The sequence below is a fragment of the Streptomyces sp. ID05-26A genome, assembly GCF_033794685.1.
Lineage (GTDB): Bacteria > Actinomycetota > Actinomycetes > Mycobacteriales > Pseudonocardiaceae > Lentzea.
Genome location: NZ_JARAYZ010000003.1, coordinates 652,736 through 667,992, shown reverse-complemented (window position 1 = coordinate 667,992; position 15,257 = coordinate 652,736). Strand labels below are relative to the sequence as shown.

At 71.8% G+C, this 15,257-nt stretch carries 14 protein-coding genes; 7 read left to right on the top strand and 7 right to left on the bottom strand.

Annotation, left to right across the window (positions count from 1 at the left end; all coding sequences use genetic code 11):
* The first annotated feature begins 25 nt into the window (after positions 1-25).
* Positions 26-3,562, top strand: a complete 3,537-nt coding sequence (locus tag PV646_RS30320) for an nSTAND1 domain-containing NTPase (protein WP_500345701.1) — start codon at positions 26-28, stop codon at positions 3,560-3,562.
* 237 nt (positions 3,563-3,799) lie between these two features.
* Positions 3,800-4,819 carry a glycoside hydrolase family 5 protein gene (locus PV646_RS30315; protein WP_500345700.1) on the top strand — a complete coding sequence of 340 codons (1,020 nt, stop codon included), beginning with the start codon at positions 3,800-3,802 and terminating at the stop codon, positions 4,817-4,819.
* Here PV646_RS30315 and PV646_RS30310 read toward each other — a convergent pair.
* The 4 genes from PV646_RS30310 to PV646_RS30295 are packed head-to-tail and all read right to left on the bottom strand — an operon-like array spanning position 4,773 to position 8,417.
* Positions 4,773-5,765, bottom strand: a complete 993-nt coding sequence (locus tag PV646_RS30310) for an acyltransferase family protein (RefSeq protein WP_500345699.1) — start codon at positions 5,763-5,765, stop codon at positions 4,773-4,775. The two genes, PV646_RS30315 and PV646_RS30310, sit on opposite strands and share 47 nt — an antisense overlap.
* A complete protein-coding gene (locus PV646_RS30305; RefSeq protein WP_500345698.1) occupies positions 5,762-6,715 on the bottom strand; it encodes a D-alanine--D-alanine ligase family protein in 954 nt (317 codons plus the stop codon). Before PV646_RS30305 ends, PV646_RS30310 begins: the two co-directional genes overlap by 4 nt.
* On the bottom strand, positions 6,712-7,815 hold the full coding sequence (gene alr, locus PV646_RS30300) for an alanine racemase (protein WP_500345697.1): 1,104 nt from the start codon (positions 7,813-7,815) through the stop codon (positions 6,712-6,714). Before alr ends, PV646_RS30305 begins: the two co-directional genes overlap by 4 nt.
* The gene (locus PV646_RS30295; RefSeq protein WP_500345696.1) at positions 7,800-8,417 is read right to left on the bottom strand and encodes a M15 family metallopeptidase; all 618 of its coding nucleotides are present in this window, start codon (positions 8,415-8,417) and stop codon (positions 7,800-7,802) included. The genes alr and PV646_RS30295 overlap by 16 nt, the downstream gene beginning before the upstream one ends.
* A 167-nt stretch (positions 8,418-8,584) precedes the next feature.
* On the opposite strand from PV646_RS30295, the gene PV646_RS30290 reads away from it, so the two are divergent.
* From PV646_RS30290 to PV646_RS30280, 3 genes are all read left to right on the top strand, one after another.
* Positions 8,585-9,436, top strand: coding sequence for an NAD(+)/NADH kinase (locus PV646_RS30290; RefSeq protein ID WP_500345695.1), 852 nt, complete (start codon positions 8,585-8,587; stop codon positions 9,434-9,436).
* Positions 9,433-9,906 (top strand): GNAT family N-acetyltransferase, encoded by a 474-nt coding sequence (locus PV646_RS30285; protein ID WP_500345694.1) that lies wholly within the window; start codon positions 9,433-9,435, stop codon positions 9,904-9,906. The genes PV646_RS30290 and PV646_RS30285 overlap by 4 nt, the downstream gene beginning before the upstream one ends.
* Before the next feature lie 68 nt (positions 9,907-9,974).
* Positions 9,975-10,922 (top strand): alpha/beta fold hydrolase, encoded by a 948-nt coding sequence (locus PV646_RS30280; RefSeq protein ID WP_500345693.1) that lies wholly within the window; start codon positions 9,975-9,977, stop codon positions 10,920-10,922.
* On the opposite strand, the gene PV646_RS30275 is transcribed toward PV646_RS30280, so the two are convergent.
* Positions 10,915-12,285: an MFS transporter gene (locus PV646_RS30275; protein WP_500345692.1), complete on the bottom strand. Its 1,371-nt coding sequence runs from the start codon at positions 12,283-12,285 to the stop codon at positions 10,915-10,917. The two genes, PV646_RS30280 and PV646_RS30275, sit on opposite strands and share 8 nt — an antisense overlap.
* Before the next feature lie 57 nt (positions 12,286-12,342).
* Between PV646_RS30275 and PV646_RS30270 the strand changes: the two genes are divergently transcribed.
* Positions 12,343-13,014 (top strand): TetR/AcrR family transcriptional regulator, encoded by a 672-nt coding sequence (locus PV646_RS30270; protein WP_500345691.1) that lies wholly within the window; start codon positions 12,343-12,345, stop codon positions 13,012-13,014.
* A 42-nt stretch (positions 13,015-13,056) separates the two neighbouring features.
* Positions 13,057-13,407, top strand: coding sequence for a hypothetical protein (locus PV646_RS30265; protein ID WP_500345690.1), 351 nt, complete (start codon positions 13,057-13,059; stop codon positions 13,405-13,407).
* A gap of 45 nt (positions 13,408-13,452) precedes the next feature.
* Here the strand turns inward: PV646_RS30265 and PV646_RS30260 are convergent, their stop codons facing one another.
* On the bottom strand, positions 13,453-14,241 hold the full coding sequence (locus tag PV646_RS30260) for a GNAT family N-acetyltransferase (protein WP_500345689.1): 789 nt from the start codon (positions 14,239-14,241) through the stop codon (positions 13,453-13,455).
* The gene (locus PV646_RS30255) at positions 14,238-15,224 is read right to left on the bottom strand and encodes a helix-turn-helix domain-containing protein (RefSeq protein ID WP_500345688.1); all 987 of its coding nucleotides are present in this window, start codon (positions 15,222-15,224) and stop codon (positions 14,238-14,240) included. Before PV646_RS30255 ends, PV646_RS30260 begins: the two co-directional genes overlap by 4 nt.
* Positions 15,225-15,257: the final 33 nt, after the last annotated feature.

The following is a 15,257-nucleotide window of genomic DNA, read 5'->3' as shown; positions in this document are numbered from 1 at the left end:
TGGGGAGCACGAGGGGGAACCGGGGATGCCACGCAAGGAACGGCCGCTCGACGCGGGAGACTCAGCCGTGCTCACGTTCGCGCGGGAGCTCAGGTCGTTGCGGGAACGGGCGGGCAGTCCCACCTACCGCCTGCTCAGTTCGGTGACGCACTACTCGGAGGCGGCGCTGTCCCAGGCCGCCGCCGGGCGCAAGCTGCCGACGTTGCAGGTGACGCTCGCCTACGTGCGGGCGTGCGGCGGTTCCGAGGAGGAGTGGGAACGCCGCTGGCACGCCACCGCCGCGGACGAGGCGCCGCCGGAGCAGGACATCACCTCGCCGTACGCGGGGCTGACCGCGTTCGGGCAGCAGGACGCGGAACGGTTCTTCGGCCGCGACCGCCTGATCGACCGCCTCACCGGTCTGGTCGCGGAGGAACGCGTCGTCGTGGTCGTCGGCGCGTCCGGCGCGGGCAAGTCGTCGCTGCTCAGGGCCGGTCTGATGCCCAGGCTCGGCGAACGTGCCGTGCTGTTCACCCCCGGCCCGCGTCCGGCGGAGGAGTGCGCCAAAGCGGTGCGGGACGCCACCGGGGACACCGTTCTCGTGGTCGACCAGTTCGAGGAGATCTTCACCCTCTGCGAGGACCGCGACACCCGCAGGCGGTTCGTCGACGCCCTCACCGCGCACCGGGTCGTGCTGGGCGTGCGGGCCGACTTCTACGGCCACTGCACGGACTTCCCCTCGCTCGTCGAGGCCATGGGCCGGGCCCAGCTCACGGTCGGCCCGATGAGCACGGACGAGCTGCGCGCCGCGATCGTCCAACCGGCCCGGCGCATCGGGCACGCCGTCGAGACCGCGCTGGTCGCCGAACTCGTCGCGAACTGCGTCGAGCAGGCCGGGGCGCTGCCGTTGCTGTCACACGCGCTGCTGGAGACCTGGCGCCGCCGCAAGGGCAACACCCTGACGCTGCAGGGTTTCCGCGCCGCGGGCGGGTTCGAGGGCGCGCTGACCCGCACGGCCGAGTCGGTGTTCGCCGGCCTCACCGAACGGCAGCAGGAGGTCGTGCGGTCGTTGTTCCTCCGGCTCACCGCGATCGGCGACGGCACCGAGGACACCAAGCGCCGCATCCACCGCGACGAACTCGACGACGAACCGGACACCGCGCTGGTGCTGGAGGCGCTGACCACCCACCGGCTGATCACGGTCGACCACGACCGCGTCGAGATCACGCACGAGGCGTTGCTCCGCTGCTGGCCGAGGCTGCGGGAATGGCTCGCGGCCGACCGCGACGGCCTGCGCGCCCACCGCGACCTGGCCGAGTCGGCGGCGGTGTGGGAGTCGCTCGACCGCGATCCCGGCGCGCTCGTCCGCGGCGCCCGCCTCGGCGCGTTCCGCCCGTGGCTGGCCGAGCCGCCGCACCCGCTGACCGCCCGCGAACGCGAGTTCCTCACCTCCAGCGTCACCGCCGAGTCGGCCGAGCTCGCGAGCACCCGGAAGGACCGGCGGCGGCTGCAGGTCCTCGTCGGTCTGCTGACGCTGCTGCTGATCATCGTCACCGGCATCTCCGTCACCGCGATGCAGGCCACGAGAGAGGCGACCAACCAACGCAACAGCGCGCTCTCGCAGAAGGTCGCCCAGGACGCCCAGCGCCTGCGCGGCAGCGATCCGGCGCTGGCCGCCCAGCTCGCGCTCGCCGCGTACCGGCTCTCCCCCACTCCCGATGCCCGGAGTGCAGTGCTCAGCGCCTTCACGCCGTTCTACGCCACCCGCCTTACCGGCCACACCGACAACGTCAACTCCGTCGCGTACTCACCGCGGCGCAAGCTGCTCGCCACCTCCAGCCGGGACCGCACCGCCGAGGTCGTCGACGTGACCGACCCGCACCACCCACGCACCGTCGCGAAGCTCACCGGCCACACCGCCAACGTCGTGAAGGTCGCGTTCAACTCCGACGGCGCGATCCTGGCCACGGCCGGATGGGACCGCACGGCCCGTCTGTGGGACGCGAGCACCGGCACCGCGCTCGCCACCCTCACCCACGCCGAGCAGGTCAACGCCGTGGCGTTCAGCGACGACGACCGGATCCTGGCCACCGCGAGCACCGACGGGTTCGTCCGGCTGTGGGACCTCACCGACCTGCGCAGCCCGCGCAGGATCGCCGACCTGCCCCAGCCCGGCTCGGTCATCTCGCTCGCGTTCGGCCCGGACCGGCTCGTCGCCGGCACCTGGGGCGGCGCCGCGCTGCTGTGGGACCTGAAGACCACCACCGCGCGCACGCTGCCGGGCAAGGGCCCGGTCCACGCGGTGGCCATCAGCCCGGACGGCCGGAGCATCGCCACCGGCCACGACCGCGACGTCCGGATCTGGCCGGTCGACGGCGGCGAACCGCGCATCCTGTCCGGCCACACCGACGTCGTGCGCGGCCTGGCGTTCAGCCCCGACGGCCGTCTCGCGAGCACGTCGGTCGACCGCACGGCCCGCGTCTGGGACCTGGACCGGCCCGACCCGCTCGTGCTCACCGGCCACACCGCCGGGGTCGTCGCGGCCGCGTTCGCCGGACCCGCGCTGGCGACCGCGAGCGACGACCACACCGTCCGGCTGTGGGACCTGCCCGGCGAACTCCTCCAGGCCCACAGCGACTCCGTCTACTCCGTCGCCACGAACGGCCGGATCGTCGCGACCGGCAGCTACGACCGCACCGTGAAGCTGTGGCAGGACGGCAGGCTCCTGACCGTCCTCACCGGCCCCGCCGACGCCGTCAACGCGGTCCGGTTCACCCCGGACGGCCGGACCCTGCTGGCGGCCAGCGCCGACCACCGCGTGCACCGCTGGGACCTCAGCGGCGGCACTCCGGCGAAACTCCCCGACCTCGCGGGTCACGCCGACGCCGTCAACGCCCTCGCCATCAGCCCGGACGGCTCGACGATCGCCACAACGGGCACCGACCGCGCCATCGTCCTGTGGGACGCGCGGACGGGCGCCTCGACCGGCACCCTGCTCGGTCACTCGGACTCCGTGGAGTCCCTCGCCTTCAGCCCCGACGGCCACCGGCTGGCCAGCGGCTCCGCCGACTTCAGCGTGCGCGTCTGGGACATCGCCCTGGGCCGGGTGACCACGCACATCACCGGTCGGTCGCACGTCGTCAAGTCGGTCGCGTTCAGCCCGGACGGCAGGTTCCTCGCCACCGGCGGCACCGACTTCGCCGTCCGCGTGTGGGACGCCGCGACCGGTGAGCTCGGCTTCGAACTCACCGGCCACACCGACACCGTGCACGCCGTGGTGTTCTCCCCGGACGGCACGACCCTGGCCAGTGCGAGCGCCGACCACGACGTCCGGCTGTGGCGGACGGGCGACCACACCCCGCTGGCCACCCTGTCCGGTCACACCGAACGCGTCTACGCGCTCGCGTTCCTCCCCGACGGCCGCACGCTGCTCAGCGCGGGCGGCGATCGGACCGCACGAGCGTGGGAGGCCGACGCCGGCCACGCCGCCGCACGCATCTGCGCCGCGGTGTCGCCGCCCCTGTCCGCCCCCGACTGGAACCGCTACTTCCCGGACGTCGACCTCACCCCGCCCTGTCCATGACGATCTTCGTCAGGACGATCTCGGCAGGCTCACCTCGTCACTCATGCTTCTCCCCCTTCTCCCGCCGCCCTGTGTAGCGGGAGAAGGTTCTTCACGGTCGAGGCGCCGGCGTGAAGAAACAACGATGAACAACCGCGATCTTGATGTTCCCCGAACAAAGCCCGAACCACGCCCGGTCGGAGTTCCGGCACCGTATCGCCCCGAACGGTTGTTGCCGATCTTGAGAGGGGACATCTCATGAAGCTCAGACACGTGGTGTGCGGCTTGGCCACGGCGGTGGTGCTGCTCGCGGGTGGCGTTCCGGCCTCAGCCGCCGCACCGGCACGGCTGTCGGTGGCGGGGGCGGACGTGGTCGATCCGGCGGGGAACCCGATCGTGCTGCGGGGCTACAACTGGGGGCAGTGGGGGACGGTCCAGCCGCAGGACGGGACCGTCAACGCGGCGGCGGGGGCGAACTCGGTGCGGATCCCGCTGCGCTGGTGGGGTGAGTGGAAGGACGGCGTCGACAGCCGTGACCCGGACCCGGCCAACCCCAGCCACATCAAGGCAGGTCACCTGGCGCTGCTCGACCAGACCGTCGAGCAGGCGAGTGCCGCCGGGCTGTGGATCACGCTGTTCGTGGACTCCGACCACGGCCAGGGCGCGGGAGGGCGGCCGGACAACTTCTGGACGAACGCCGCGATGAAGCAGCAGTTCAAGGAGGTCTGGCAGTTCCTCGTGAAGCGCTACAAGACCAAGGCGTACGTGGGGATGTACGAGATCCTGCCCGAGCCGCAGCCGATCGGGGTGGACGACGCCGGGGTGAAGGCGTTCTACGACGAGATGATCGGCGTGATCCGCGGCATCGACCGCCGGACCCCGATCGTGGTCGGGCCCAACGACAACTACGCGTGCAGTCACCTCGAGGGCGCGTTCACGACGGTCGACCCGAAGGTCGTCTACACCTGCAACTACTTCATCTTCAGCGAGCCGTTGAACCGGATCGGGCAGATCACCGGCTTCCGCGCCGCCCACGACGTGCCGGTGTGGATCAACCAGGTCGGCATCGAGAGCGGGGACGACGACGCGAAGGCGAAGGCCCGCAAGGTGCTGCAGGCCTTCGACGACAACGGCATCGGCTGGGCGTGGTGGACCTACCGGATCAGCGGCCTCAACCCGGACACCCACGGCATCTACTACGCCGACCCCTCCGAGCCGGACGGCTGGCACCTCAAGCCGGCGTGGCTCGCTCTGGTGAACGGCTACCTCGCCGCATGACCGGTTCCTCGACGTAACGCCAACTGAGCGCCGCCGCCACGATCGTGAGCACCGCCGCGATCGGCCCGGCGGCGGCGCCCAGTTCCGGCCGCAGCCACAGCGTCAGCGGGTAGTTCCAGAGGTAGGCGCCGTAGGACAGGACGCCCAGCGCGACCAGCGGCCGGATCGGTGTCGCGACCTGCTCCCACTTCGACCAGACCAGCAGCAGCACGGCCGTGCAGGCCGCGATCGCCGGGCCCGCGACGAGGTAGGTCAGCGCGTGGCCCCGCAGCGGGACGACCGAGAGGATCGCCAGGCCGGTCAGGGCGATCGGCACGGCCCAGCGTGGGGCGGTGGTCAGCTTGAGCCTGGTCGCGGCGCCGATCACGAAGCACACGAACCACGACGTCGGCAGCGCGTAGGCGTTGTCGGCGTTCGGCCACAGCCAGATCAGCGTCGCCGTGCAGGCCGCGAGCGCTCCCAGTGCCGTGACGACCAGGACAGCGCCCGTCCGGTTGCGCACCCGGGCGAAGGCCAGGAGCGCCGGCCACAGCAGGTAGAACTGCTCCTCGGTGGCGAGCGTCCAGCCGTGGAACGCCGCCGGGCTCACCCCGCTGATCGGCAGGTTGCCGGTGAACGTGACCAGCACGATCACGGTCCTGAGCAGCTTGTCGCGCTCTCCCAACGGGTCGAACACCAGCGTGACGACGGCGAAGACCACGACGAGCGCCAGCAACGCCGGCAGCAGCCTGCGAGCCCGCCGCAGGTAGAACCGCTTGAAGTCGACCCGTCCCTTCGCCTGCAACTCCCGTTGCAGGACGCCGGTGATCAGGTAGCCGCTGAGCGTGAAGAACACGACCACGCCGACCACACCGGCACCGGGGAACACGTCGGGGAACGCGTGGCGCAGCATCACGAGGAGAATCGCGATGCCGCGCACCACGTCCAGTCCGGCGATGCGCCTCACCGCATCGCTCCCCGGACCAGCTTGTCCAGCAGGTCCGGATAGGACAGTCCGGCGGCCGCGAACATCTTGGGCACCTGCGACTCCGCCGTCATGCCCGGCATCGTGTTGACCTCGTTGAGCACGAACCCGTCCTGGGTGAGGAAGAAGTCGACCCGCGCGAGCCCGCGGCAGCCGAGCGCCTCGTAGACCCTGAGCGCCGTGTCCTCCAGCGCCTTGAGCTCGGTGTCGTCCAACGGGGCCGGGATCACGAACTGGGCGCTGCCGTCGTACTTCACGGTCGTGTCGAACAGTCCGGGGACGCGGATCTCCAGCGGTGGCCCGGTCCGGCGGCCCTCGTCGGGGTCGTCGAGCACCGCGACGTCGATCTCCCGGCCGTCCAGGACCTCCTCGACCAGTACGCGGTCGTCGAGTTCCAACGCCTGGCGCACAGCGGGTTCGAGTTCCTCCTCGCGTTCGACGAGCGTCACCCCGAAGCTCGACCCCGCCGCGACCGGCTTCACCACGACCGGCCCGGTGAAGTCCACAGTGGACGTGTTGGTGACCAGCGTCCCCTTGGCCGTGCGGACCCCGACCGCCTCGGCGACGAGCTTGGTGGCCCACTTGTCCATCGCGAGCGCGCCGGCCCGCAGCGGCGATCCCACGTACGGCACGCCCGCCAGTTCGCACAGTCCTGCCAGCGTGCCGTCCTCCCCCAACGGCCCGTGGACCAGCGGCAGCACCACGTCGCAGGTCGTCAGCACGTCGAGCGCGGCGGCGAGACTGCCGGACGCCAGCGTGTCGAGGACCTGGCCGTCCTGACCGTGCCACCGGCCGTCGCGGCCGATCGTGAGCGGCACGGCCTCGTACCTCGCCGGGTCGAGCGCCGCGCGCACCGACGCCGCCGACGCCACCGAGACGTCGTGCTCGCAGTTCTGCCCGCCGCCGATCACGGCGACGCGGATGCCCCTCATCGAACGCTCCTCCGCACCCTCGCACCGATGCCCGTCACGATCTCGTGCGGGATCGTCCCCGCCCACCGAGCCCAGTCCCCCACCGTCGGCTCGCCGTTCTCCCCCGGCCCGAACACCACCGCCTCGTCCCCCGGTACCACCACGTCGTCCCCGGCGTCGACCACGACCTGGTCCATCGAGATCACCCCGGCGACCGGCCGGCGCCGTCCCGCCAGCCACACCTCGGCGTGGCGGGAAGCGTTGCGCGGCAAGCCGTCCGCATAACCCACCGGCAGCAGCGCCAGCGTCGTCTCCCGGTCGGTGACGTGCGCGTGCCCGTACCCGACCCCCGTTCCCGCCGCGACCCGCCGGACCTGGACCACCGGCGCCGTGAACCGCAGAGCGGAGCGCAGCCGGGTGGTCCCGGACGGGTCGATCCCCACCAGCCCGGCCCCGATCCGGACGACGTCCAGGTGGGTGCCGGGGTCGGTCAGCGCGGCGCTCGTCGCCGCGAGGTGGCGCACCGAGGGCCGGAGACCGGCCTGGCGGGCCATCTCGACTCCCCTGGCGAACGCGCGCTTGCCGGGCTCACTCGCTCCAGGCGTGTCGGCACAAGGCAGATGTCCCATCACTCCGACGACCGAGACCTTCCCGGTCAGTTCCGCACGGCGTGCCGCCGACATCAGCGACAGCCACGACTCCGGCGCGGCCCCGTCCCGCGCCATCCCCGTGTCCAGTTGCAGGTGCACCCGCACCCCGGCGTCCAGCGCCGCGAGGTGCTCCAGGCTCGGCACGCTCAGGTCGATCCCGTACCGGACGGCCGTGCGCACGTCCACGTCGACGGGGTTGAGCCAGCTGAGCACCGGAACGTCCACACCGGACTCCCGCACCGCGACGCCCTCCGCCAGCGACGTGACCCCGATCCACGTCGCTCCACTCGCGACGGCCGTGCGCGCGACGTCCCCCAGGCCGTGCCCGAACCCGTCCGCCTTCACCACCGCCATGACGCCACCCCGCGCCCACGAGACGAACCGCCGCGTGTTGGCGGCCACCGCCGAGAGGTCCACCGAGAGCCCGGGCGCCGCCGAGACCTGGCGGACACTCGTCACGAGCGCGCCCACGCAGGCACCTCCACCGGTCCGTAGACGGCGTGGTCGGCACCGGTGAGCAACGCCCAGTAGCGGTCGCCGTAGGACCAGTGCCACCACTCGGTCGGGTAGTTGATCAGGCCGGCGCTCCCGAGGGCGTCGGCCAGCACTGTTCGGTTGTGGCGGGCCTCGGCGTCGACCGGCGCGCCGAAGAAGCACGTGCCGTCGCTCTCCTCGGGCGTGGCGTCGATCGCCGTGCCCATCCACAGCTCCGCACCCGACGTCGTGACCAGCGTCAGGTCCACGGCGGCGCCCGCGACGTGCGGAGCCACGGCCAGCGGAGCCACGAACCGGCTCGACAACCGGCTGAGCTCGACGGCGTCGGCCACGGGGTGGAGCGCCGCCAGTTCGGCCGTGTACCGCTCGATGATCGCACTCTGGTCGGCGACGCTGCGGTGCCCCTCGACCACCCGCAGGTCCACACCGGACGGAAGCAGCGCGCGAGCCACGTCGAGCCGCCGCGCGAGCCCTTCCCGCACCAGCACTCCGGGCGCGTAATCCAATGGCACCAAAGGATCCCCGTTGTCGAGCACGCGAACGGCGCGCACGATCGGATCGGCTAGCAGGATGGTCATGCAGCCAACCTAGGAAGCCGCGTCCACTCCGGACTCCTCCTCCAGGCCACGCCCCGCCGCCGTTCGGCCGGTTCGGGACCCCGAACATCGGCCGAACGGCTGAGAACCCGCACACCGCGCCGGATTTCGGCAGACTGGTGAGGTGACCCGACAGAGGACGACCTGACGTGCACGCCGCCGGCCTGGTGCTGCACCCGCAACGAGACTCCGCCGCCGCCGTCGAGGCGGTCCTCGGCTGGGCGACCAACCGCGGTGTCGAGATCCTCGGCATCTCCGACGAGATCCAGCGCCTGCGCTGCGAGGCCACCCCGGTCACCGCGGAGGAACTGGGCCGCCGGGCCGACCTGGTCGTGAGCCTCGGCGGCGACGGCACGATGCTGCGCGCCATGCGCCTGGCCGACGGCGAGAAGGCCCCGGTCCTGGGCGTCAACCTGGGCAAACTCGGCTTCCTGGCCGAGGTCGACGTCCCGGACCTGCCCGCGGCCCTGAGTGCCATCGACGCGCACGACTTCACCGTCGAACCCCGCCTGGCCATCGACGCGGAGTTCCCCGGCCAGAGGGTCACGGCCTTCAACGACATCGCCGTGGTCCGCATCCCCGGCGAGGGCAGCGCGCGGGTCGCCGTCCACGTGGCGGGCCAGCCGTTCGTCAGCTACGCCGCCGACGCCGTCATCGTCGCCACCCCGACCGGCTCCACCGCGTACAGCTTCTCGGCGGGCGGCCCGATCACCAGCCCGTCCGTCGAAGCGCTGCTGGTCACCCCGGCCTCACCGCACTCCGCCTACAACCGGGGCGTGGTGCTGTCGGTGAACGACGAGGTGGAACTCGACCTGCTCCCGTCGAGCGGCCGCCTGGCCGTCGAGGTGGACGGCATGGTCGCCGGGTACGTCGAGCCCGGTCAGCGGGTGTCGTTGCGGGGGCGGGCCGCGGCCGCCAGGGTCGTGCGGCTCGGGATGACGACGTTCTACCAGCGGGCGCGGCGCAAGCTGCGGCTCACGGACTCGGCGGAGCTGGGGTGAGGTTGCGCGAGTGGACCACCGAGGACGCGTCCTGGTACGCGGAGACCACCAGGGACCCGGAGGTGCAGCGCTACACGACCGACCCGCCCACGATCACCGCCGAGCAGGTCGCCGCCGCGATCGAGGCGCTGCCCGGCAACCCCGGCACCGCCTCGTTCTGCATCGAGGACGCGGGTGAGCGCTGCGGCAACGTCGCCGTCGACCTCGCGGACGGCGTCGGCCACGTGTCCTACCTCGTCGCCGCCGAAGCCCGCGGCCGAGGGCTCGCCTCGAAGGCGCTCACCGAGTTCGTCGCGTGGATCCTCGCGCACCGCACGGTGACCGAGCTGAGGCTGTGGACGCACCGCGACAACGCCGGCTCGCGCAAGGTCGCGGAACGGGCCGGGTTCGTCCGCGACCCCGCCCGCGACGAGGACCGCGAGATCAAGGGCGAGGTCTGGCCGACGGTCGCCTACCACCTCGTTCCCTGATCTCCAGCCAGGCTCGAGCCCCGCTTGTTCGGATGTCCGCGCCGAGCAAACCGAGGGGGCAGGGGACGATGGAACTGAACAGGCGCGAGATGTTCGCGCTGGGTGCGGGCGCCGCGCTCGCCGCGAGCACCGGGACCGCCGGTGCCGACGCGGAGAGGACGGCGCCGGAGCCGAACCTCCCCGGCTTCAAGCACAACTACGCGCAGGTCAACGGGGTGCGCCTGCACTACGTCACCGGCGGACGGGGCGAACCGCTCGTCCTGCTGGCCGGGTGGCCGCAGACCTGGTGGCTGTACAACAAGATCCTGCCCGCGCTCGCCACGCGGTTCCGGGTGATCGCGGTCGACATGCGCGGGCAGGGCGGGTCGGACAAGCCCGCGGGCGGGTACGACAAGAAGACGATGGCGACCGACCTGCACGCGCTCGTCGAGAAGCTCGGGTACAGCAAGGTCAACGTCGTCGGGCACGACCTGGGCAGCATGGTCGCGTTCTCCTTCGCGGCCAACTTCCCGGACGCGACGAAGAAGGTCGCGTTCATGGACGTGCTGCACCCCGACGAGAGCTTCTACCAGATCCCGCTGCTGCCGCCGCCGGGCGGATTCAGCGTGTGGTGGTTCGCGTTCAACCAGGTCATGGGCCTGCCCGAGCAACTGCTGGCCGGCCGGTTCCGCTACCTGATCGACTGGCTGTTCGCCAACACCGCGTTCACGCCGTCCGCCATCGACGAGCGGTCGCGGCGGATCTACGCGCAGAACTACAACTCGCCGGACGCCATCCGCGCGAGCAACGGCTGGTACCAGGCGTTCCACCAGGACATCGCGGACGGCAAGACCTACGCCAAGCTGGCGGCGCCGGTGCTGGGCCTCGCCTCTATCTCGTCCTACGACCAGTTCCTGGGCGCGCTGCCGAACGTCGCGCACCAGTTCGAGGTCGTGCGGGTCGACGGGTCCGGCCACTGGCTCGCCGAGGAGCAGCCGGACTTCGTCGCCGGCGAGATCACGCGGTTCTTCAGCTGACCTGACGTGCCGAGGGGATGAACGCCGCGACCACGACTGCGAGCAGCGCGGTCGCGGCGCCCAGGCCCATGATGAGCTGGAAGCTGAACGGCGCCGCCACCTGCACGAGCAGCACGCCCGCCACCGCGCTCGACACCGACGTGCCGATCGCGCGCATCAGGGTGTTGAGGCTGTTGGCCGCGGCCGTCTCCGACGACGGCACGGCGCCCATGATCAGGGCGGGCATCGCGCCGTAACCCAGGCCGATGCCGGCGCCGATCACGGCCGAGACGACGACCAGCTGCCAGATCTCGGTCAGCATGAAAACCCCTGCCCCGTAACCGAAAGCGACCACCAGGGCGCCCAGGATCAGCGTGACGCGAGGGCCTCGCGCGTTCGAGATGCGCGCGGACACCGGCGCCGTCGCCATCATGACCAGACCGGACGGCACCAGCACCAGGCCTGTGACGAGCAGTGACTGCCCGAGGCCGTGACCGGTGGCGACCGGGAGTTGCAGGACCTGCGGCAGCACCAGCGACTGCGCGAACAGGGCGAACGCGAACGACACCGACGCGATGTTGGTCAGCAGCACCTGGCGCCGGGCCGTGGTGCGCAGGTCGACCAACGGCTGCGGCGACCTCAGCTCCCACCAGCCCCACAGGCCCAGCACGGCGGCGGAGACGACGAACAGGCCCGTGACGGCGCTACCGCTCCACGCCGACGCCTTGGACACGCCGAGCAGCAGGCAGATCAGGGCGACCGAGAGCCCGAGCGCGCCGGGGAAGTCGAAGCGGCCACCGCTGCGAATCGGCGACTCCGGCACCCAGACGAGCACCGCCGCGAGCGCCAGGAGGCCCGCTCCCGCCGACGTCCAGAACAGCATGTGCCAGTCGCTCTGCTCGACCAGGATCGCCGCCGCGGGCAGACCGAGCGCGCCACCGACACCGAGCGAGGCGCTCATCAGCGCGGTCGCCCCGGCCAGCCGTTCGCGCGGCAGTTCGTCGCGCATGATGCTGATGCCGAGCGGGATCACGCCGACGGCCATCCCCTGCACGACTCGCCCGATGATCAGCGGCACCAGCGAGTAGCTCAGCGCCGCGATCACCGAGCCCACGACCACCATGACCAGGCTGATCAGGAGCATGCGGCGCTTGCCGTACATGTCGCCGAGCCGGCCGATGACGGGTGTCGCGACCGCGCTGGCGAGCAGCGTGGAGGTGATGACCCAGGTGGTGTCGCCCGGCGACGAGCCCAGGAGCTGCGGAAACCTCGGCAGGAGCGGGATCACGAGGGTCTGCATCAGCGAGACGACGATGCCGCCCATCGCGAGCACGGCCACGACGACGTTCGGGCGCGCCACCGGACGCGTTTCTTCGAGGAGCACGGGACGAGTCTAAGTCAGTCACTTGACTTAAGATCGGGCGGTGCAAGGATGTCCCAGATGTCCGAAGCGGGAGTGACGATGAACAAGGTGGACTGCCGGTCCAGGGCGGAGCGAGCGCACGCCACCCGCGAGCTGATCCTCACGGCGGCCGAGCGGCTCTTCGCCGAGCACGGGGTGGTGGCGGTGTCGAACCGCCAGGTCAGCGAGGCGGCCGGGCAGGGCAACAACACCGCGGTCGGCTACCACTTCGGCACCAAGGCCGACCTCGTGCGGGCGATCGCGCGCAGGCACCTGGCGCACGTCGAGGAGATCCGGCAGCGCATGGTCGCGGGCCTCGGCCCCTCCCCCGGCCTGCGCGACTGGCTCGACTGCCTGGTCCGCCCGGCCACCGAGCACCTGGACGCGGTCGGCAGCCCCACCTGGTTCGCGCGGTTCGGCGCCCAGGTGATGACCGACCCGACGCTGCGGCCGATCCTCGTCGAGGAGACGCGCTCGTCACCGTCGCAGATGCGCATCCTGGCGGGCCTGAACGCCTGCCTCGCCGACCTGCCCGCCGACGTGCGGGCCGAACGTCACGACATGGCCCGCCAGCTGCTCGTGCACATGATCGCCGAACGTGAGCGCGCTCTCGCCGACGGCACCCCGACCCCGCGCGCGAGCTGGCCGGACGCCGCGACGGGCCTGGTGGACGCGCTCGTCGGTCTGTGGGCAGCGCCCGTGTCGGCCTAGTGCGGTGGCGCACCGGTCGTCAGGTGCGCCACCATGAGAGCCATGGGGGCTGACCGAAGCGCACGGGTCGACGCATGGTTCTTGGACGAGTTCGGCGACGAGGGCGCGGTGCTGCTCGAGCCGAACCAGCTGGTCGGGCTGAACCTCGCCGCGCAACGGGGGGCGGTGCCGCCGGACGAGGTGATGGAGATCTGGCTTCACGCGATCTTCAACGCGCGGATCGCGGCAGCGCAGTCGGAGGCGTCGTTCATCGACGCGGCGCGGTCCAAGGGCTGGCCGGACACGCGGATCGGCGAAGTGCTGATGGTCGAGCCGGAACGCCTCGACGAGCACCGGGACGAGCAGCGAAAGCTGCACCTGAAGATCCATCCCGCGGTCCGGCGAAACGGATGAGTCGCCGGACCCCGCCCAGGCGCCAGGACGGGGTCCGGACGTTCGCTACGAGCTCTTGAGCGCGTAGAACCGCATCGGCGCGGCCGGCTCGAACCCGATCCGCGGGTAGACCGGCGCTCCGGCCGCCGTGGCGTGCAGCGTGGCGCGGGTGATCCCGGTGGTCCGCCACGCCTCGTGCAACGCCTTGCGCGTCACCGCCTCGCCATACCCACGACGCTCGTGCCCGGGCTCGGTCGCGACCAGCACCACGAACAACCGCCCGGCCATCTCGACCGCCCCCGCACAGGTCACCGGCACACCGTCGCGCAGGCCCAGGTAGGCGTGCACCCCGCTCTTCCACAACGCCGAGCCCGCGATGCCGTCCCGTCCAGCTTCCAGGTCGAACCCGTAGGCGCGGGAGTTGATGTCCGCGTACGCCAGCAACTGCTCGTCGGTGGTCACGCGCTCGAACGTCAGCTCGGCGTGGGACGGCGCGGGGATCGGCAGCAGGTCGCCCGCCATCCCGGTGCCGGGGAAGGCGAACTCGAACCCGGCACGCGCCGCCAGCGCGTCGAGGTCGGCGCCCTTCGCCAGGTCCTCGAACACCCACAGGAAGCCGAAGTTCTCCTTGGCGCGCAGGACGTCCGCGGCCTCGGCGAAGCGCTGGGCGAGCAGGTCGGCGCCGATGCCGGGTTCGGTGAGCGTGACGCAGTTCCAGAACGGGAAGCGGCAGTCCGCCCACCGCACCGCGATGCCGGGGAGGTCGCGCACGTCGGCGTCCGGGTTCCGGTCCAGCACCATCGCACGCCAGCCGACGACCAGCTGCTCCACGGACTCTTCCGTCAAGTCGATCATGCGCCTGAGGTTAGCCGCCTCATCATCAACGCGAGGTGCAGCCGGAACCGCCCGGAGGCCGAGTCCAGCTCGAACCCGAGCGCCGTCTCCGCCCGGGCCAGCCGGGCGGTCATCGTGCTGTGGTGGCGGTGCAGCACCGCGGCCGCCTTGCGGACCGACCCCGTCGTGCACAGCGCGTCGAGCATCGTGATCATCCCGGGTTCGGCGGCCAGCACGTCGAGGGCCCGCACGTCCGGCAGCGCCGCGATGTCCGCCGGGTCGAGTTGCTCGGCGAGCAACGCGAGGCCGCCGAGCTTCTCCCACCACACCACCGGTTCACCGTCCGATGTGTACTTCAACGCCGTGCGCGCGGCGTGCCAGGACTTCGCCGCGTCGATCGCGGGCAGCAGCGGACCGACGCCGAACCGCCCGTCGGTCTGCGGGACCTCCACGCTCAAGACCGCCCGCACGTCACCGATCAGCGCCGAACGGCCGGGCACCTCGCCGGTCGCCGCCAGCACTCGCAACGGGGAGGTGGCACCGATGCCCAGCAGGTGCAGGGCGCGCGAACGTTCCGCCGTGCCAACACTGTCCGACAGCACCAGCTCGACCAGCGCGGGATCACCCAGCTCCGGCAGCGGCACGCTGGAGTGCTCGAGCAGCACGGCGGCGGCGATCGCGAACCGTTCCAGCAGCATGTCGTCGAGCGGCGCCGGTGTGCCCGGCCGGGCGACCCAGACCTGCACACCGGCTTCGAGTGCGCGCACCGAGGCCTTCGCGGGCACCGGAGCCGCCGTGACCGCGCCTCCGGCCTCGGCCCGCAGCGAGAGGCCCTGGCCCGGCGCGTGCAGGCCAACTGGGCACCCGGCGAGTTCGGACGTGCTGCGCACCAACGCGTCCAGGCCCGCGCGCTCGGTGATCAGGCGATCGAAGAACCCGATCACCCTCACCGCGCTCTCGGCGTCGGCGTCCAGCCCGGACAACCTCAGCAGCAGGCCCTTCATCCCGTCACCATATCCCCGACAGGTGGCTGGCCG

Bases quoted from the DNA above. Each gene is read 5' to 3' on its own strand.
- PV646_RS30320 (WP_500345701.1), top strand. From the start codon at position 26: ATGCCACGCAAGGAACGGCCGCTCGACGCGGGAGACTCAGCCGTGCTC.
- PV646_RS30315 (WP_500345700.1), top strand. From the start codon at position 3,800: ATGAAGCTCAGACACGTGGTGTGCGGCTTGGCCACGGCGGTGGTGCTG.
- PV646_RS30305 (WP_500345698.1), bottom strand. From the start codon at position 6,715: ATGAGGGGCATCCGCGTCGCCGTGATCGGCGGCGGGCAGAACTGCGAG.
- PV646_RS30295 (WP_500345696.1), bottom strand. From the start codon at position 8,417: ATGACCATCCTGCTAGCCGATCCGATCGTGCGCGCCGTTCGCGTGCTC.
- PV646_RS30280 (WP_500345693.1), top strand. From the start codon at position 9,975: ATGGAACTGAACAGGCGCGAGATGTTCGCGCTGGGTGCGGGCGCCGCG.
- PV646_RS30270 (WP_500345691.1), top strand. From the start codon at position 12,343: ATGTCCGAAGCGGGAGTGACGATGAACAAGGTGGACTGCCGGTCCAGG.
- PV646_RS30265 (WP_500345690.1), top strand. From the start codon at position 13,057: ATGGGGGCTGACCGAAGCGCACGGGTCGACGCATGGTTCTTGGACGAG.
- PV646_RS30260 (WP_500345689.1), bottom strand. From the start codon at position 14,241: ATGATCGACTTGACGGAAGAGTCCGTGGAGCAGCTGGTCGTCGGCTGG.
- PV646_RS30255 (WP_500345688.1), bottom strand. From the start codon at position 15,224: ATGAAGGGCCTGCTGCTGAGGTTGTCCGGGCTGGACGCCGACGCCGAG.